Below are 18,201 nucleotides of genomic sequence, written 5' to 3'. Positions count from 1 at the left end.
CACACACCACCCTCAGCCGTGAAACGTGACAACCATCAGCGTAGCTGTTCCGAAAACTTGACACAGGCCGTCCCGGAAAGACTACGATACCCCCGTTCGGTGTTTCGGAAACATGACACAGGACCCTGGGTGGCGCTGCGGCCACGGGGTGACTCACGTGGCCGCTGGGGGTGACCACGCGCCTAACTCCGTGCCCGCCGCGCGATCCTTGCGAGCCGGGTGGCGGGGTTCGGGCTCATCGGTGCTGTGGTTCGCGCGCGCCGAGCTGCATGTGGGACCACGTCCGGTGGTGGCGTGGGACGGTTCGCTTCTCCGTCTAGTTCGCCAGCAGCCGGCGCATCACCCCCGGTGTCGCGCCGGTGTGCTCGCGGACCGTGCGCGTCAAGTGGGCCTGGTCGGCGAACCCCAGATCCGCCGCCAGCACCGCCAGCTCCCGCTCCCCCGCGGCCAGCCGGTCGAGTGCCCGGCCGACGCGTACCCGGTTGCGGTACCGCGTCACCGAAACACCCAGCTCGCGCGGGAACACGCGGCTCAACCGGTACGGTGACACCCCCAGCGCCTCCGCCAGCGGGAACAGCCCGCCCGACGCCGGATCGTCGGCGCCGATCGCTTCCCTGGCCCGCGCGACCAGCTCGCGGTCGTCCGCACGCGCCGTCCCGGTCACCGCCCGGGTGATCGCCCGGCCCACCAGGACCAGTAACTCCTCCGCCAGCGCGTAATCCGGGTCGGCCGCCGATGCGACGGCTCGGCGGTGGGCCAGTTCCAACTCGGCGTCGACATACACCACCGGCCGCGCTGGGCGCTCGCCCGCCAGGCGGGACCACAAGCGGGACCCGAAACTCACCGACGTGCAGGTGTCCCCGCCCGCCGGGTGCGCGAAGCACTCCTCGTCGCCGGGCACGGCGAGGTAGGCCACCGTCCGGTCGGCGTCCGCCACCACTCCCCCGGCACGACGGCGGAACCGGCCACGGCGGACGAGCACCATCCGGTACGCCGGCGACACCTCGGGCGGCGACCACCCGGTGTGGTCGTCGGCGCATTCGACCACGCTCACCGCGTACCCGGGGCGGGCCACGACTTCGACTGCTTCACGCACGTCCCGGACGGTACGCCGGGGGTACGACAATTCCGCGCCGCAAGGATCTTCAAGACCGCACCCCGGGACCGCGGGCAGGCTGCCGCACAACGAAAGGAGCGGTTCCATGCCCGCAGAACTCACCACGATCGTCCTCGACTGCGCCGACCCCGCCGCGCTCGCCGCCTTCTACGCCAAGGCGCTCGGCCGGGAGGTGGCGCACCAGGACGCGGACTCCGCCCAGCTCGGCGGCGGCCCGGTCGGGCTCGGCTTCCAGCGCGTCGAGGGCTACCGCGGCCCCGGCTGGCCGGACGCGGCCAAGCACGCGCACCTCGACCTCACCGTCGGCGACCTCGAAGCCGCCGTCGCCGAGTTCGAAGGACTCGGGGCCACCCGGCCGGACTTCCAGCCCGGCGGGACCGACTGGGTCGTGCTCGCCGATCCCGAGGGGCACCTCTTCTGCCTGATCCCGGCCTGACGCAACGGGTGGCCCCTCGCCAGGGAGGGGCCACCCACCGGGTCACGTCCGGTACACGCCGAACTCGTACAGCGAATAGCCGTACCCGGTGCCGCGCTGCGTGGCGTTCACGCGGACGTACCGCGCGGTGGCCGAGACCGCGATGTCGTCGGCACCGCCGTCCCCGGACGTCGTCCCGTACACGCTGCGCCAGTTCGCCGCGTCGTCGCTGACCTGGATTTCGTACGCCTTCCCGAACGCCGCCTCCCAGACCAGCTGGACGTGGTCGAACGCCTGAGCGCGGCCGAGGTCGACCTGCAGCCACTGCGGGTCCGCCCACGCGCTCGCCCAGCGGGTCGCGGTGTTCCCGTCGGTCGCGGCCTGCGGCGGGTACGGCGCGCCGGGACCGTCGGCCTGGTACGTCGACGCCGTCGTCGCCGTGCCGCGGGCCAGGTTGGTGCCCGGCACCGGCGGCGCCACCACGCGCAGCGAACGCGTCTCGATGCCGACGTTGCCGTGGCCGTCCCGGGCGTAGAGGTAGATCTTCCAGACGCCGAGCTGCTGGGGCGCGGTGACGGTGAACGTGCCGTTCCCGGTGAACTGCGCCGGGATCAGCCCTGCCGCGTCGTTGATGTACTTGCTGTTGTACCCCATGGTGTAGGTGATCGGGTCACCGTCCGGATCGGACACCGCGGCGGTCAGGGTGAACGTGCCGCCCGCCGGGACGTCGGTGCTGCGGCTGAGGTTCATCGACGAGATCACCGGCGGCGTGTTGCCCCCGGTCTGTCCACTGTAGAGCCTGCGGACGGCGTACCAGGACAGCCGCTTCTCGTTGCCGGTGGTGATGTTGAACCAGACGCCGCCGAAGTCGCCTTCGGTGCCGTAGTGGAAGAGCGTCGCGCCGAGCGCCACACCCGGGTGCGCGAGCACGCAGTTCCACGCGTTGACGTAACCGTCGCGCTTCTGCTGGTCGGTCGGTTCGGCGGGGACGCCGTTGGCGTCGTCCGGCACCTCCCACTCGCCGGCCGGCCCGGTCTCGGTGATGATGTACGGCTTCGTGTAGCCGCCGGCGAGCCAGTCCTGCTTGACCTGGCACACCTGGGCGTAGGAGTTGACGGAGTACAGGTCGAGGCTCGGCGCGTACGCCTTGTAGTACGGCCAGGCCCCGGTCCAGGCGTCGGTCGAGGTGACCGGGTGGTTCGCGTCGATCGCGTGGATGGCTTGCGCCGCCTGGTCGACGAACCGCGTGTAGGCGATCCGGTTCTGCTCCAGCTGCGTGCCGGAGTAGCAGTTCTGCATGCCGAGGATCGACTCGTTGCCGACGTTCCACAGCAGCACGCCGGGATGTGTTTTGTATGCAGTAACCCACTTCTGGATTTCGGCGAGCATCGTGTTCTTGTAGTTCGTGTCCGTCGTGTAGTCGACGCACCCGCCGCTGCCCGGGCCGCCGCCGGGCTGCAGCCAGAAGCCGCTGACCACCTTGATGCCGTTGGCCGCGGCGGCGTCGAGCAGCGGCTGTGTGGTGCCGTCGGTGCCCCAGGTGCGGACGGTGTTGACGCCGATCGCGTGCAGCTCCGGCATCCGCGTAGCTGCTTCGCTCACCGGCGGGCCCCAGGTCAGACCCTTCACGGTCCACGGGATACCGTCGACCGTCAGCTGCCAGTTCCCCTGCGAGCCGGTCACCCGCGTGACGCCGGGACCGCTCTGCGCGCCCGGGGTGCCGCTGACCTGGAACTCCCACAGCGAATAGCCATAGCCGCCGACGCGGTGGGTGCCGTAGAGGCGGACGTAACGCCCGTGCCCGGTGACGGCGAGATTTTGCAGACCACCGACGGCCGTGGTCGTACTGTATACAGTCTGCCAATTCGTGGCGTTGTCGGAAATCTGGATTTCGTATGCAGTCGCGTAGGCGGCCTCCCAGTTCAGGCTGACCTGGCTGATGTCGGCGGACGCGCCGAGGTCGACCTGCAGCCACTGCGGGTCGCTCCAGGCGCTCGCCCACCGCGTGCCGGGGTCGCCGTCGACGGCCGCCGACGCCGGGGTGCCGGCGCCTTCGGTGCTGGACGCGGTCACCGGTCTGCCTTGGGAAAGCAGGGTGGCGGCGTGCGCCGGGGCGGGGCCGGCGAGCAACCCCAGCACCAGCAGGGCCACCAGCGCCGGGACGGCACGGAGGAGCGACGGTCGGTCCACGATGACTCCCGTACGACAAGAGGACGGAGATTGGAGAGCGCTCTCCGGCGCGCTCGATGGTTCGGCACGGCGGCCCGCGTTGTCAAGAATCTCGTCCCGAACCGGACAATGGCTTCCGAGCGCGGTATCCGGGTGCTCCTTGACACGGCGGTGCCCGGGTGCGCATGCTCTTGGAGAGCGCTCTCCCATCCTTGGCACCCTCACCGTGGAGGACCCTTGGCAACGAAAGCCGCGCTCCTCGCCTGCACCGCCGCCACCGTGCTGGCAGGCGCCTTCCTGACCGCGGCCACCTGGTCGCCCGCCGGAGCCGACGACCTCGTGACCCACCACGAGTTCCAGGTCAACTGCTCCCCCAGCCACCACCAGCCGGACGACCCGATCGTCTTCCCGGGCCTGCCCGGCGCTTCGCACGACCACACGTTCATCGGCAACAAGACGACGAACGCGGCCACGACACTGCAATCACTGCAGGCCGCGGGCGTCGGCAACACGACCTGCCTGGCACCGGACGACCTGTCGGCGTACTGGTTCCCGACCGTGTACAACGGGAGCAACGTGGTGCTGCCGAACTTCGCGCAGGTCGTCTACTACAAGTCGGGCATCCTCGACTACACGAAGGTCGTGCCGTTCCCGACCGGGCTGCGGTACGTCGCCGGCACCGTCACCGCGACCCAGGACGAATTCCAGCACGCCCCCGGAGCGATCGAGGGCTGGGAGTGCGGGGACAGCTTCCACAACTGGGACATCCCGGTGAACTGCGTGGCCGGCAGCCAGCTCAACATCCGTTACCAGGCCCCGAGCTGCTGGGACGGCGTCCACCTGGATTCGGCCGACCACAAGAGTCACATGGCGTACCCGGACCGGGCGACGCTGACGTGTCCCGCCGACCACCCGGTGGCCGTGCCGATGCTGGAGTTCAAGATCGCCTTCCCGGTCAGCGGCGACATGTCCGGGGTGCACCTGGCCAGCGGACGCGGGTATTCGTGGCACTACGACTTCTTCAACGCGTGGGACCCGCCGACCCTGGCCGCGCTGGTGAGCCACTGCATCAACGGCGGCCTGCAGTGCGACCCGCGCGGGTTCGACCTGTACAAGCCGGACCGCGGCACGGTGCTCGGGCCGAACTACCGGCTGCCCGGCCGCCCGTGAGAGGGCGGGCCCTGGGGGCGGCGGTGGTGGCGCTGATCCTGGGCGGGTGCGCCACCACCGCTCCCGCCGCCCCCGGACCCGCCACCACGCCGGCGGCCTTCAACCCGACGGACGTGGCGTGGCTGCAGCTCGTGGTGCCGATGACGGCGAACGCCCTCGCGGCGGCCCGGCTGGCCCCACAGCGGGCCGGGAGCGCGGCCGTGCGGTCGGCGGCGAGCGCCGTGGTGGCGCCTTCGGAACGCTTGCTGACGCGGTTGAAGTCGGCACAGCACCGAGCCGGGCTGCCGGACAGCGACGTCCACAGTGGACACCGGATGCCGGGGATGGTCACGCCCGCGGACCTGGCGGCGTTGCGCACCGACGGCGCCGACGAATTCGACCGGCGCCTGATCGCACTGCTGCAGGCGCACGCGGCGCAGGTCGTGGTCCTCGCGCGCGGGGAACAAACCTCCGGCGCCGACCCGGAAACCCGCGCGCTGGCCGCGGAACTGGGTGCCGAAGGCGCCCGCGAAACCGAAGTGCTGGCGAAGTAAGCAAAAATAAGGGGCTTTCCCCGCATCAACTGCGGGGAAAGCCCCTTATCGGCGGCTCAGTACGTCACGGTGACCGGCGCCCGGCCCGGGCCGGCCGGGGCCTTCACCGTCAACGTCTTCGTCGCCGCGTCCCAGCTCCACGCCGACGCCGGGGCCCACCCGGCGCCGACCTTGACCCGGCTCGGTGCCGCGGCCACGCCGAGGAACTTCACCGTCCACTCGCGATCCGCCACCCGGTACCGGCCCTGCGGCGGCGCCACCGTCACCGTGCGCGACCCGCCGCGCTCGGCGTAGCTGATCTTCGTGGTCGTGCTCTGCGCCGACGAAGTGCCGTTGTCCTCGTACAGCGAGAAGGACCCGGACCCGCCCGGCGCGACCGTCACCGTCACCCGGTCCAGCGGGCTCTTGGCGTCGTTGGGCACGTCCGCCGTGCGGGTCGCGGTGATGCCGCCGCCGCGCAGGAACACCGGCATCGTGCCGAGGTCCGACGTGACCTGCTGCGTCGTGCCGCCGGTGTACACCTTGCCGCTGAAGTAGTCCGTCCACTGCCCCGGCGGGAACCAGACCGACGTCGTCGCCGACGTCCCCGGCGTGGTCACCGGCGCCACCAGCAGGTCCGGCCCGTAGAAGTACTCACTCGACGCGGCCGCGTAGGCGGCCGGGTCGTCCGGGTACTCGAGGTAGGTCGGCCGCACCACGGGAACGCCCGTCGTGGCGGCCTGCTGGGCCAGCGTGTAGGTGTAGGGCACCAGGTTCTCGCGCAGGTTCAGGAACTTCGTCGCCGACGCCTTCGCCGCGTCGCCGTACTGCCACGGCAGCCGGTCGCTGTGGTTGCTGTGCAGGCGGTCGATCGGCTGGAACGTGCCGAGCTGCACCCAGCGCGCGTACATGTCGTCGGGCAGCTTGGCCGTCTGCCGCTGCTGTCCGCCCGAGGTGTACGTCTCGCTGCCGCGCAGGCCGGTCGTGTCGTTGTGCCCGCCGATGTCGTGGCTGATCGCCGACATCCCCGTCGCGGCCGACTCGGCCGGGGTGATCCCGACCTCCATCCGCAGGGTGCCCCACGTCGACGACGTGTCGCCGGTGAAGTGGAGCGTGCTGCGCTTGTCGGCCCACGGTCCCGTCGACAGCCCGATCGGGCCGCCGTAACCGCCGGCCTGCAGCGAACCGTAGGCCCGCGAGATGACGAAGCCGCGGCCGGTCGCCGGCGCGGCCAGGTCGGCGTACTGCTGGTTGATCCACGCGTCCGGCGTGACGCCCGGCAGGCTCGACTTCGACGCGTCACAGCACCAGTCGAGCCACCAGAAGTCGTTGCCCTGCTGCATCATCCCGGCGTGCAGGTCGAGGTAGGCCTTCAGCTGGTCCGGGTCGCCCCAGTCGAAGACGTAGCAGTCGGTGCCGCAGCCGGACTTCACCAGCTTGCCCTTCGCCGTCGCCTGCGCGCGGGCGAACTGCGGGTCCGAGCCCATGATGCTCGGGTGGGTGTTGAGCGTGTTGTGCAGGCCCTGCGCCTTCGACCACGCGAAGAAGCCCGCCGGGTCCGGGAACTTGTTCGTGTCGATCTGCCAGCCGTTCCAGGTGTCCGGCGCCTTGAAGTCGGTGTCGGTGACCAGGACGTCGAGCGGCACGCCCTCGCTGCGGAAGCGCGGCAGGATCGTGTCGCGGTAGTCGGCCGCAGTGCGGTCGATGTACTCGGAGTACCAGACGCCGTACGCCCAGCGCGGCAGCAGCGCGGGCGGCCCGGTCAGCGTCGCGAGGTCGCGGAGCCCGGCCTTGTAGTCGTGCCCGAAGGTGAAGACGTAGCCGTCCTGGTACGGGCTCCCGCCGTGCGACGGCCGCTGGGTCACCTTGCGGGTCGCGGTGTCGTAGAGCGCCGACGGGCTGTCGTCCAGCAGGTACCAGCCGTCCTGGTGCAGGAGCCCTTCGGTGAGCGACGGAGTGCCGTTGTCGCCGTTCACGCCGTCGAGGCCGCGCCGGTAGCCGCCGAGCGCGAGGTGCGGCTGCGGTGCGGCCGCGCCCGACGCGGTGACCGCGACGGTGTCGATGTTGACGTGGCAGCTGGTGTCGTCGGGGCAGCCGAGGACGACGTCGTTCGCGCCGGCCTTCAGGTCGACCGGGACCGACGCGCTCTTCCACGCGTCCCAGTTGTCGGTGACCGGGAGGCTCAGCGTGCGCGTGACGCCGTTCGCGGCGACCGACGCGGTACGCGTCTCGTGGCGCCCGTCGCCGCCGGTGCCGTTGGCGTACCGGACGTGCAGCAGGTACGTGCCGGCGGTCGCGACGTCGGTGATCCGGTGCGTCAGCGACGAACCCCGGTTCAGCTCGGCGACGAAGCCGCGCCCGGCGTAGCCCGGGTGGTCGGTCGCGACGACGGCCGAACCGGCCCGGAGCCCGGCTTCCGCCTCACAGCTCACGCCGGCCGGGCAGCCGGTGAACGCGCGGGCCGACGCGGGCGGGAAGGCCGCGCCGGCGGGGAGCGCCGCGAGGGCGTCGACGTTGACGTTGCCGGAGTCGGCCGCGGTCCGCTGCAGGCGGACGCTGTGGTGCCCGGCGCCGAGGGTCAGCGGGACGGACGCGACCGCCCAGGTGTCCCAGTCGGCCGTCACCGGCAGGGTGAGCTTTTGCGGCGCGCCACCGTCGACCGAAACGCTCAGCGTGCGCGTGACGTGCTGGCCGTCCCCGCCCTGGCCGTTGGCGTAGCGGACAGCCACCGAGTACGTCCCGGCGGTCGTGGCTTCGACGTCCGCGGTCGCCGACGTGCCGGTGCTTTCGAAGCCGGCGAGGAAGCCTTCGCCGGTGTAGCCCCGGTGGTCGGTGGCGACGCCGAGCCCGTCGGCGGTCAGGTCTTCGGCCTCGCACAGCGCGCCGGTCCGGCACGTCAGGTGCCGCCACGGCGCGGCGAGCACCGGGGTCGCGCCGGCGGTCGTGCGCACTTCGAGGTTGCCGCCGTCGAACGGGCCCGAGTCGAGCCGGTAGGTCAGGGTCGTCGCGCTCGTGCGGATCGTGAGCACGCCACCGGAAACGGTGGAGGTGTACGGCGTCGGCGTGAACGCGTCACGCCCGACGGCGTTGAAGGTGGCGGCGTCGGTGAAGCGGCCGTCACCGGCGTACTCGGTCCGGATGACCGTCGGCGACAGCACCTCGAAGCGCGCGTTCCCGGCGGTGACGGTCTGGCCACGGGGGGCGGCGGTGGCGGGGGTCGCGACGGTCACGGTAGCCGCGGCGACGGCGACCACGCACGTCAGCCGGATGGCTCTCGCTGTTCTCGTCCGCACGGGCGGAACTCCGTTCCGGTCTGGGGACCATGGCATTTTTTACAACGTTGGAAAAGCCGGGTCGATCTGAGCACAGCGCGGTGGCCGGTGTCCAGACCACCGAGCGGAACTTGTCCGGACAGTTCAGCGGCCGGTGACGCCGTCGAGCTGCTCGCGCGGGATGTCGGCGTGCCCCGCGCGGTCTCGCTCGTCATGTGCTCGAGCACCCAGCGCTCACGCCGAGCCGCGGACCACCAGTTCCGGGTCGAAGATCACCGATTCGGCCCGCAGGTCCGGATCGGCCATCCGGTCCAGGACCATCCGGGCCATCGCCGCGCCCATCTCCTCGACCGGCTGGCGGACCGTCGTGAGCCGGGGGCGGCAGCTCAGCGCGACCCGGCTGTCGTCGAAGCCGATCACCGCCACGTCGTCCGGGACGCGGCGGCCGGCTTCGCGGAGCACCGTCAGCGCGCCGTACGCCATCAGGTCGTTGGCCACGAAGAGCCCGTCCAGCGCGGGTTCCTCGGCCAGCAGGTGTTCCATCGCCCGTTCGCCGCCGTGCTCGGTGAAATCGCCTTCGGCGACCGCCACGTAGGCATGGCCGTGCCGGGCCATCGCGTCGCGGAACCCGGCCAGCCGGTCCTGGCCGGCCGGGGTGCCCGCCGGGCCCGCGATCGTGGCGACGCGCCGGCAGCCGCGCGCAACGAGCCGCTCGGCCGCGAGCCGGGCGCCGTCCTGGTGGGCGACGTCGACGTAGCACACCGGCGCCGGGCGGGCGGGCCGCGCGAACAGCGCCGTGGGCACGCCCGCGTCGGTCAGCGCGCGCGGCAGCGGGTCCTCCGCGGGGTGCAGGGAAATCAGCAGGACGCCGCTGACCTGCTCCTGGCGCAGCTTTGCGACCAGCTTCGCGCGCTCGTCGTCGCTGTCGACGAGCATCAGCAGCGGGTGCAGCCCGTGCGGCCGCAGGTGGGAGACGACCCCCTCGACGACGCGGCCGAAGAAGGGGTCGCCGAAGACGCCGCCGGTGAACGCTTCGACGTGCCGCTCCGGCTCCGACACCACCAGGGCGATCCCGCCGGTGCGCCGGGTGACCAGGGAGCGCGCGGCCCGGTTCGGGACGTAGCCGGTGTCGGCGATCGCGCGCTCGACCGTCTCGCGCAGCTTCGGGTCGACGTTGCGGACGCTGTTGACCACGCGGGACACCGTGGCCCGCGAGACGCCGGCGACCCGCGCGACGTCCTCCAAGGTGGGCGGCTGCGTCGTCACCCGTCCTTTGTAGCACGCTGTGAGAGCGCTCTCCCACTACCGCGCCGATGACAAATGTCATGACCGCCCGATGCGGGACGGCACTGCCTCCGCGCGCCGCTCCGGACGAGCATTTCCGGCATGACCACCACGACCCGACCGGCCGGTTTCCGGCCCTTGCTGCTGCTCACCGGCGCGTACGCCGCGCTCTCCGTGCTCACGCTCGCCGTGATCGTCCTGTTCCGGAACCACCCGGCGATGGTGACCGACGCCGTCTGGGTGCGCGCCACCCTCGTCGTCGCGAGTTCGCTGCTGACGTTCGCCTTCGCCCGCAGCGCCGCCCGCGGGTCGAAGAAGGGGCTTCTGCGGCTGCGGATCGTCTCGGCGGTGATGCTCGTGGCGATCGCCGTCGTCGTCGCGCTGCCGGGGCTGTTCCCGCTGTGGCTGCGCGTCGAACAGGGCGTCTGCGGACTGCTGCTCCTCGGTGTCACCGTGCTGATCAACGGCCGGCGATCGCGGTAGCGTTCCGGTGGTGGACGGGGCATCGGACGTGCAGCGCTGGGTGCGCGGCTGGCGGCTGCGGCTGCTCGACGCGGGCATGCTCGTGTACCCGGCGGTGACGCTGGCGGGCGTGCTGCAGCACTCTGCGGGCACCGCTGCGGCCGTGGGCTGCGCGCTCGTGGCCGCGTTCGCCGTGGGCTACCTCCTCGCCGCGGCCGCGGCGGCGCGCCGGGCGAAGCGCCCGTTCTGGCTGCTCACCGGAACCTGTGCCGTGCTGTTCGCCGCCGCGCTCCCCTTCGCCCACGCCGACGCGTTCTTCCTCGCGGCGGTCGTCCTCTCCCTCGCCGCGCCCCGGCTCCCCCGGCGCGTCGCGGTCGTCCTCGTGGCGGGGGCCGCGGTCGCGGCCGTCGCCGTCCCGTGGCCGGACGGGCCGGGCTGGGCGCAGGCGGTCGCACTCGTGTTCACCGTGCTCATGGTCGGCGCCTTCGCCGAGGCGATCCGGGCGAACACCGCGCTGGTCGCGGCCCGCGCCGAGGTCGCGCGGCTGGCGTCCGAAGCCGAACGCGCGCGGATCGCTCGGGACCTGCACGACCTGCTCGGCCACTCGCTCACCGCGATCACCGTGAAGAGCACCCTGGCGCGACGGCTCGTCGGCACCGACGGCGCTCGCGCGGGTGCGGAGATGGGCGCGGTGGAAACGCTGGCCCGCCAAGCGCTGACCGAGGTCCGCGCCGCGGTGTCGGGCTACCGCGAGGTCTCCCTCGCCGGCGAGCTCGCGCGCGGCCGCGAACTGCTGCGCGCCTGCGGGGTGACCGCCGACCTGCCCACGGCCACCGACATCGTCGCGCCCGCGCACCAGGAACTCTTCGGCTGGGTGGTGCGAGAAGGGCTCACGAACGTGGCCCGGCACGCGCGGGCGACCCGCTGCACGGTGACGCTCTCAGCGTCCACTGTGGAGGTCATCGACGACGGTGTGGGCGGCGCGGCCGCAGGCGGCTCCGGGCTCGCCGGGCTCCGCGAGCGCGTGACGGCGGCCGGCGGGGTGCTCGACGCGGGACCGGCGGACCCGCGCGGCTGGCGGTTGCGGGTGACGGTGTGATCCGGTTGCTGCTGGCCGACGACCAGGAACTGGTGCGCCAGGCGCTGTGCGCGCTGCTCGCGCTCGAGGCTGACTTCGAGGTGGTCGCGTCGGTCGGCCGCGGCGACCAGGTCGTCGCCGCGGCGCGCGAACACCGGCCCGACGTCGCGCTGCTCGACATCGAGATGCCGGGACTCGACGGCCTGACCGCCGCGGCGGTGCTCGCCGCGCAGGTGCCGGACTGCCGGGTCGTCATGCTCACCACGTTCGGCCGCGCCGGCTACCTGCGCCGCGCGATGGAGGCGGGCGCGGCCGGCTTCGTGGTGAAGGACGCGCCCGCCGAGGTGCTCGCCGACGCGATCCGCCGCGTCCGGGCCGGCGAGCGGGTGGTGGACCCGGCACTGGCGGTCGCCACGCTGGCGGCGGGCGAATCCCCGCTGACCGCCCGCGAACGCGACGTCCTGATCACCGCGCGGACCGGCGCGACGATCGCCGAGATCGCGTCCCGGCTCTACCTGTCCGAGGGGACGGTCCGCAACTACGTCTCGGCGGCGATCACGAAGACCGGCGCCCGCAACCGCGTCGAAGCGGTCCGGATCGCCGACGAACGGGGCTGGCTCTAGGCGTTCTCGTCGAACGGGATCCCGGCCGGCTTGGCCTTCGCGAGGTTGCCGGTGAACTGGCCGTCCTTGATGCCGAAGGTCGCGCTCCCGAAGTCGGCCTGGACGAGCTTGTCCCGCAGGCCGGCCGGGTACCCGTCCCAGCCGACGGGCGCCGGGTACTGCCAGGTGCCCCGGTGGTTCTCCGGCGGGTCGTCGTTCCCGTTGGCCGCGCGGAAGCAGTGCGTCGAGCCGCCGTCCTTGTGGTAGACGACTTTCGCGTGGGTGCCCTCGAACCGCATGCTCGCGCGGTCGTGGACGGCGAAGCCGCCGTGCTGCGAGGTGGCGACGTACTCCACCTGGTTGTCCTTGACCCAGACGACCACGTGCTCCCAGTCGTGGCGGTGGCCGGCGCTGCCCGGGCCGAGGGAGGCCTGGTCCTTCTCGAAGTAGAGGGTGAACATCACGGCGCACCAGCCGTTGTTGCACTTCTGGCGCGAATAGGAGTTGGTGTTGTCGAGGTCCCAGGAGTCGCGGCAGTGGCCGTTGGTGTCCCCGCCCAGCGACAGGCCGGGGGCGATCGTGCCGTCGGGGCCGATGGCGGGCGTCGGGTAGCAGCCGTCCTTGTCGTAGTCGAAGGCCGGCTGGAACGTCTTTTCGAAGTCGGACGCGTTCACCGGGAGCGCGCCGGGCGGGTCGGCTCGAGCGATGGCCGGGAACAGGATGGAGAGGGCCAGCGCGCCGGCGGCAGCGGCGGCCAGGGTGCGGGAGCGGTGCGCCATCGCGGACTCCTTTGTCGGTGATTTTCCGACCAGCGTCGCGAGGATCACCGGGGCGCACAACCGTGGTGGCGGGAGTCTGCCCGGCTGCCGCTTTCCGTGGGGCACGAACGCGCAAACCTGGTTCCGCGGCCGGGGCGCGGCTAGGTTGGGAGGATGCCCGAACCGATCCTGATCTCCATTGCCGCGGCGCTCGCGGCGAAGGGTGCGACCGGCCTGTACGACCTGGTGAAACGCAAGTTCGCCAAGGACCCCGCCGCCACCCTGGCCCTGGAAGCGGCCTCGGGGGCGCCGTCGGGCACCGAGCCGGTCAAGGCGCTCGCCGAGCGGCTGGAGTCCGCGGAGGCGGCGGACCCGGAGTTCGCCGAGGCGCTGCGGGCGGAGTGGGAGCAGCTCCCGGAGAGCCGGATCTCCTACGGCGAGGTGCACAACACGGTGACCGGGAACGTGACCGGCAAGGTCGTGCAGCTGCGCGACGTGCACGGCAACATCAACCTCTGAGGCGCGCCTCGGCCGCGTCCCAGTCACCGGTGCCCGACGGTTCGTAGCGCCGGATCTCCTGCGTCTCCCGCACCAGCGCCCGCATCGAAACCAGATCCGGGAGGTCCTCCCCCAGCGCCCGGGCCTGCACCAGCACGTTCCCCAGCGCCGCCGCCTCCACCGGGCCCGCCAGGACCGGGACGCCGCATGCGTCCGCCGTCGACTGGCAGAGCAGTTCGTTGCGGGCGCCGCCGCCCACCAGGTGGACCACGTCGACGCGGCGGCCGGTCAGGCGCGCCGCCTCGCGGATCGTGCGGCGGTGGGCCAGGGCCAGGCTGTCCACGATGCAGCGCACCATCGCGGGCCGGTCCGGCGGCGGGCGCTGGCCGGTGGCGGTGCAAGCCAGAGCGATCCGGGCGGGCATGTCGCCGGGCGGCAGGAACTCCGGGGCGTCGATGTCCACCACCGCCGCCAGTGCAGGGGACGAAGCCGCGGCGGAGAGCAGCGGCGGTAAGTCCGAAATGGACCACGTGCGCAGCGTTTCCGACAGCACCCACAGGCCCATCACGTTGCGCAGGAAGCGGATCGTGCCGTCGACGCCGCCCTCGTTCGTGAAGTTCGCCGCCAGTGCCGCGTCGCTCAGCTCCGGTGCCGGCAGCTCCAGGCCGGCCAGGGACCATGTGCCCGAGGAGATGTAGGCGAAGTTCTCGCCGGCCGCGGCCGGGACCGCGACCACCGCCGACGCCGTGTCGTGCGAGCCCACCGCGATCACCGGGAGGCCGGACAGCTCGGCGGCCGTACCCACCACCGTGCCCGGATCGCGCAACGGGGGCAACAGGCGGGACGGGATCCCGACCCGGGACGCGAGCGGGAGCGCCCACGTCCGGGCACGCACGTCGTACAGCTGCGTCGTGGACGCGTTGGTGCGCTCGGCGCCGATCGAGCCCGTCAGCCAGTAGTTCAGCAGGTCCGGGATCAGCAGCATGGCCGACGCCGCCTCGATCCGGTCGCCCTCGGACAGCAGCTGGTACAGCGTGTTGAACGGCAGCCGCTGCAAGCCCGTCACGTCGTACAGCTCGCGGGCCGGCACCGTGGCCGCCACCTTCGCCGCGACGCCGTCGGTGCGCGGGTCGCGGTAGCAGACGGGGTTGCCGAGCAGGGCGCCGCGATCGTCGAGGAGCCCGTAGTCGACGGCCCACGAGTCGATGCCGACGCCGTCCACCGCGCCGGCGTCCCGGATCCCGGCGAGGGTTTCGCGGTACAGCCCCAGGATGTCCCAGTAGAGCAACGGCCCGGCTTGGACGCCGCCGTTCGGGAAGCGCCGCACCTCCTCCAGCCGCAACGTCGACGGGCCGACCGTTCCGGCCATCACGCGCCCGCTGGACGCGCCCAGGTCGACGGCCGCGACCCGCTTCACGGGCGCACCGCGGTCAGCTCCAGGCCGAGCAGGTCCGCGACGGCCGTGAGCTCGGCGACGCGGTGGCCGGTGCCCAGGGCCCAGTGGTGCGCGATGCCGCTGGCCGACCACGCGTCGGTCCACTCGCCGGGGTCGCAGCCGAAGTCGACGCGGGATGTGGTGTTGCCGATGCGCAGCAGCGGTCCCGGCACGACCGTGCCTTCGGACGCGATGAGCGAGAACGTCCCGTCACGCCGCTGCCCGAGCCCGCACAGGGTCACCGGGCCGGGCTTGACGTCGAACTCGACCGACACGCCCCAGCCGCGCTTGCCGTGGTAGACGCCGAGGCCGCGCAGCAGGGGCTTGCGGGCGCTGATCCCGAGGTGCGCCGGGCCGTCGTGGCCCATCTCGACGACGCCGTCGCGGAAGTTCAGCGCCTGCAGCTCGGTGAACGAACCGCCGGCGCCGAGCCGGTCCATCACCAGCATGGCCAGTGACGTGCGCAGCTCGTACTCGCCGACCGCGGGGATGCCGCGCGCGGTGAGCAGGGACGCGCCGAGGATGAAGCCGGCGCCGACGCGCTCGTGGGTCTCGCCGTCGAGGCCGCGGTGGTAGTAGGCCAGGGAATCCAGCGAGAAGTCCTCGACCAGCCGGTCCAGCGCGACCGAAACCCGGGCGCCCCAGGCGAAGTCTTCGGCCACGACAGATTCGTCCACGGTGAACACCTCGCGGGCCAGCTCGACCCGCGCCGCCGTCTCGTCGTCGGACACCTTCTCCACCCGCACCCGCAGGTCGTCGACCTCCAGGACCTCGACGTGCCCGCCGAGCTGGGCCGACACCAGTGTCGGGTCCGTCGAGACGTCCATCATGCCCGGGTAGAGGTGCCCGAGCAGGCCGTGGCGGCCGTGCCGCAGCGCCGCCCGCACCCCGGCCGCCTTGATCCACCGTTCGATCCGGGCCCACGCACGGGGATCCTCCAGGTACCCGGACACCGACCGGAACTCGACGCCCAGGCGGCGGAACGCGTTGGCCATCTCCGGCAGCGGGCACGCGCCGCAGTAGGCGAGCCAGGCGCCGGTGTCGAAGGACTCGTGGTCCATCGACTCGGTGGGCTGCAGGTTGAGCAGCAGCACCGGCGCGCCCGAGCGCTGCGCGACCGGGGCCAGCATGCTGGAGGTCAGGTACGTGGTGAGGAACCCGATGATCAGGTCGCACCCGGCGACGCGCAGCTTCTCCGCCGCGGCCGCGCCTTCGGCGGCGTCCGAAACGAACCCGGCGTCGACGACTTCGCAGTCCAGTTCGGACAGTCGCGAAGAGACCCGGCGGGCAGACGCCGCCAGTTGCGGCAGCAGCGCGGGGAATTGCGGCCAGTACGCCCCGAGCCCGCCGGAGACGAGGCCGACGCGGGTGCGGCGCGGGGTGATGCGATCGAGGGTCATCGGCTCTCCTAGCGGAGGAACGCGGCGGCCACCCCGGCGTCCACCGGCACGTGCAGGCCGGTGGTGTGGGTGAGGTCGCCGCCGGTCAGGGCGAACACGGCGGCCGCGACGTGCTCGGGCAGCACCTCGCGCTTGAGGATGGTGCGCTGGGCGTAGAACTCGCCGAGCTTCTCCTCCGGGACGCCGTAGACGGCGGCGCGCTGGGCGCCCCAGCCGCCGGCGAAGATGCCCGAACCCTGGACGACGCCGTCGGGGTTCACGCCGTTGACGCGGATCCCGTACCCGCCGAGTTCGGCGGCCAGCAGCCGGACCTGGTGGGCCTGGTCGGCCTTCGCCGCGCCGTAGGCGACGTTGTTCGGGCCCGCGAACACCGCGTTCTTCGAGGAGATGTAGACGATGTCGCCGCCGATGCCCTGGTCGATCATCGCCTTCGCGGCGGCCCGCGCGACCAGGAACGACCCCTTCGCCATCACGTCGTGCTGGAGGTCCCAATCGCGTTCGGTGGTCTCCAGCAACGGCTTGGAGATGGACAGCCCGGCGTTGTTGACCACCAGGTCGAGGCCCCCGAAGGCGAGCACGGTCGCGTCCACCGCCGCCTGTACCGCCGCGGCGTCGGTGACATCGGCGGTGACGGCGGTACCGCCGATTTCCGCCGCGACCTCCGCCGCCGCGTCGCCGTTGAGGTCGGCAATCGCCACGCAGGCACCCTCAGCGGCGAGCCGCTGCGCGATGGCCTTGCCGATGCCCGAACCGGCGCCGGTGACCAGGGCGATCCGCCCGGCCAGCGGCTTCGGCTTCGGCATCCGCTGCAGCTTCGCCTCTTCCAGCGCCCAGTACTCGATCCGGAACTTCTCGCTCTCCGGAATCGGCGCATACGTCGAGACCGCTTCGGCGCCGCGCATCACGTTGATCGCGTTGACGTAGAACTCCCCCGCCACCCGCGCGGTCTGCTTGTCCCGGCCGAAGGAGAACATCCCGACGCCGGGGACGAGCACGATCGCCGGGTCGGCTCCGCGCATCGCGGGCGAATCGGCCACCGCGTGCCGCTCGTAGTAGGCGCGGTACTCGTCGCGGTACTCGGCGTGCAGTTCCTTCAGCCGCGCGACGACGTCCTCGAGCGGCGCGGTCGCGGGCAGGTCCACCACCAGCGGCCGGACCTTGGTGCGCAGGAAGTGGTCCGGGCACGACGTCCCGAGCGCCGCCAAGGCCGCGAGCTTCTCCCGGGCCAGGAACTCCAGGACGACGTCGCTGTCGGTGTAGTGGCCGAGCACGCGCTGGTCGGTCGAGGCCAGCCCGCGGATCACCGGGGCCAGCGCCGCCGCACGCGCGTGCCGCTCACCCGACGGCAGCGCCTCGAACCCGGGCACGACCGGCCCGAACGGCTCGGGCGCGCCCCGCGAGGCGAGGAACTCCTCGGCCGTCCGGATGATCTCCAGCGAGTTGCGCTGGCACTCTTCGGAGGTCGCGCCCCACGCGGTGATGCCGTGCCCTCCCAGGATCACGCCGATGGCCTGCGGGTTCGCCGCCTTGACCGCGGCGATGTCCAGGCCCAGCTGGAAGCCCGGCCGGCGCCAGTCGACCCACGCGACCCGGTCGCCGAAGCACTCCTTCGTCAGCGCCGGGCCGTCGGCCGCGGTGGCCAGCGCGATGCCCGAGTCCGGGTGCAGGTGGTCGACGTGCGCGGCCTCCACGAGACCGTGCATCGCCGTGTCGATCGACGGCGCCGCGCCGCCCCGGCCGTGCAGGCAGTAGTCGAACGCGGCGACCATCTCGTCCTCGCGTTCGACGCCCGGGTAGACGTCGACCAGCGACCGGAGCCGGTCCAGCCGCAGCACCGCGAGGCCGGACTCCTTGAGCGTGCCGAGGTCGCCGCCGGAGCCCTTGACCCACAGCAGTTCGGTGGGCGTGCCGGTGACCGGGTCGACCGCGGTGCCCTTGGCGGAGGTGTTGCCGCCGGCGTAGTTGGTGTTCCGGGGGTCGGCGCCGAGCGCGTTGCTGCGCGCGACGAGTTCTTCCGGGACGGTCATGC

15 protein-coding genes are annotated in these 18,201 nt (G+C 72.4%); 7 read left to right on the top strand and 8 right to left on the bottom strand.

Annotated features, from left to right (window positions below; translation table 11 throughout):
- Positions 1-316 precede the first annotated feature (316 nt).
- Positions 317-1,126: a helix-turn-helix domain-containing protein gene (locus H4696_RS08800; RefSeq protein WP_086862597.1), complete on the bottom strand. Its 810-nt coding sequence runs from the start codon at positions 1,124-1,126 to the stop codon at positions 317-319.
- Between the two features lie 76 nt (positions 1,127-1,202).
- Between H4696_RS08800 and H4696_RS08795 the strand changes: the two genes are divergently transcribed.
- The gene (locus tag H4696_RS08795) at positions 1,203-1,553 is read left to right on the top strand and encodes a VOC family protein (protein ID WP_086862596.1); all 351 of its coding nucleotides are present in this window, start codon (positions 1,203-1,205) and stop codon (positions 1,551-1,553) included.
- A gap of 42 nt (positions 1,554-1,595) precedes the next feature.
- Here H4696_RS08795 and H4696_RS08790 read toward each other — a convergent pair whose 3' ends face one another.
- On the bottom strand, positions 1,596-3,722 hold the full coding sequence (locus H4696_RS08790) for a discoidin domain-containing protein (RefSeq protein ID WP_086862595.1): 2,127 nt from the start codon (positions 3,720-3,722) through the stop codon (positions 1,596-1,598).
- Between the two features lie 216 nt (positions 3,723-3,938).
- Here H4696_RS08790 and H4696_RS08785 point away from each other — a divergent pair, with 216 nt between their 5' ends.
- On the top strand, positions 3,939-4,871 hold the full coding sequence (locus H4696_RS08785) for a DUF1996 domain-containing protein (RefSeq protein WP_086862594.1): 933 nt from the start codon (positions 3,939-3,941) through the stop codon (positions 4,869-4,871).
- A gap of 23 nt (positions 4,872-4,894) precedes the next feature.
- Positions 4,895-5,404, top strand: a complete 510-nt coding sequence (locus tag H4696_RS08780) for a DUF305 domain-containing protein (protein ID WP_338078660.1) — start codon at positions 4,895-4,897, stop codon at positions 5,402-5,404.
- Between the two features lie 56 nt (positions 5,405-5,460).
- On the opposite strand, the gene H4696_RS08775 is transcribed toward H4696_RS08780, so the two are convergent.
- The gene (locus H4696_RS08775; RefSeq protein ID WP_086862592.1) at positions 5,461-8,676 is read right to left on the bottom strand and encodes a TIM-barrel domain-containing protein; all 3,216 of its coding nucleotides are present in this window, start codon (positions 8,674-8,676) and stop codon (positions 5,461-5,463) included.
- A gap of 213 nt (positions 8,677-8,889) precedes the next feature.
- Complete coding sequence (locus tag H4696_RS08770) at positions 8,890-9,921, bottom strand: substrate-binding domain-containing protein (protein WP_192782175.1); 1,032 nt, start codon at positions 9,919-9,921, stop codon at positions 8,890-8,892.
- Positions 9,922-10,041: 120 nt separating this feature from the next.
- Between H4696_RS08770 and H4696_RS08765 the strand changes: the two genes are divergently transcribed.
- The 3 genes from H4696_RS08765 to H4696_RS08755 are packed head-to-tail and all read left to right on the top strand — an operon-like array spanning position 10,042 to position 12,102.
- Positions 10,042-10,422 (top strand): hypothetical protein, encoded by a 381-nt coding sequence (locus H4696_RS08765; protein WP_086862870.1) that lies wholly within the window; start codon positions 10,042-10,044, stop codon positions 10,420-10,422.
- A gap of 10 nt (positions 10,423-10,432) precedes the next feature.
- Positions 10,433-11,500 carry a sensor histidine kinase gene (locus tag H4696_RS08760; protein WP_249027114.1) on the top strand — a complete coding sequence of 356 codons (1,068 nt, stop codon included), beginning with the start codon at positions 10,433-10,435 and terminating at the stop codon, positions 11,498-11,500.
- Positions 11,497-12,102 carry a response regulator transcription factor gene (locus H4696_RS08755; protein WP_086862868.1) on the top strand — a complete coding sequence of 202 codons (606 nt, stop codon included), beginning with the start codon at positions 11,497-11,499 and terminating at the stop codon, positions 12,100-12,102. The genes H4696_RS08760 and H4696_RS08755 overlap by 4 nt, the downstream gene beginning before the upstream one ends.
- Here H4696_RS08755 and H4696_RS08750 read toward each other — a convergent pair.
- Positions 12,099-12,860 carry an NPP1 family protein gene (locus H4696_RS08750; protein ID WP_086862867.1) on the bottom strand — a complete coding sequence of 254 codons (762 nt, stop codon included), beginning with the start codon at positions 12,858-12,860 and terminating at the stop codon, positions 12,099-12,101. The two genes, H4696_RS08755 and H4696_RS08750, sit on opposite strands and share 4 nt — an antisense overlap.
- A 153-nt stretch (positions 12,861-13,013) precedes the next feature.
- Between H4696_RS08750 and H4696_RS08745 the strand changes: the two genes are divergently transcribed.
- Entirely contained in the window at positions 13,014-13,358 is a 345-nt protein-coding gene (locus H4696_RS08745) for a hypothetical protein (protein ID WP_086862866.1), read from the top strand.
- On the opposite strand, the gene H4696_RS08740 is transcribed toward H4696_RS08745, so the two are convergent.
- Genes H4696_RS08740 through H4696_RS08730 form a run of 3 tightly spaced genes read right to left on the bottom strand, consistent with a single transcriptional unit; the run spans position 13,348 to position 18,199 of the window.
- Positions 13,348-14,706, bottom strand: a complete 1,359-nt coding sequence (locus tag H4696_RS08740) for a rhamnulokinase (protein WP_086862873.1) — start codon at positions 14,704-14,706, stop codon at positions 13,348-13,350. The genes H4696_RS08745 and H4696_RS08740 overlap by 11 nt on opposite strands.
- Before the next feature lie 44 nt (positions 14,707-14,750).
- Positions 14,751-16,172 (bottom strand): L-fucose/L-arabinose isomerase family protein, encoded by a 1,422-nt coding sequence (locus H4696_RS08735; RefSeq protein WP_086862865.1) that lies wholly within the window; start codon positions 16,170-16,172, stop codon positions 14,751-14,753.
- Positions 16,173-16,180: 8 nt separating this feature from the next.
- Positions 16,181-18,199, bottom strand: coding sequence for a bifunctional aldolase/short-chain dehydrogenase (locus tag H4696_RS08730; RefSeq protein WP_169735085.1), 2,019 nt, complete (start codon positions 18,197-18,199; stop codon positions 16,181-16,183).
- Positions 18,200-18,201: the final 2 nt, after the last annotated feature.

The sequence above is a fragment of the Amycolatopsis lexingtonensis genome (assembly GCF_014873755.1).
Classification (GTDB): domain Bacteria; phylum Actinomycetota; class Actinomycetes; order Mycobacteriales; family Pseudonocardiaceae; genus Amycolatopsis; species Amycolatopsis lexingtonensis.
This window is presented reverse-complemented; position numbering and strand designations above follow the sequence as displayed.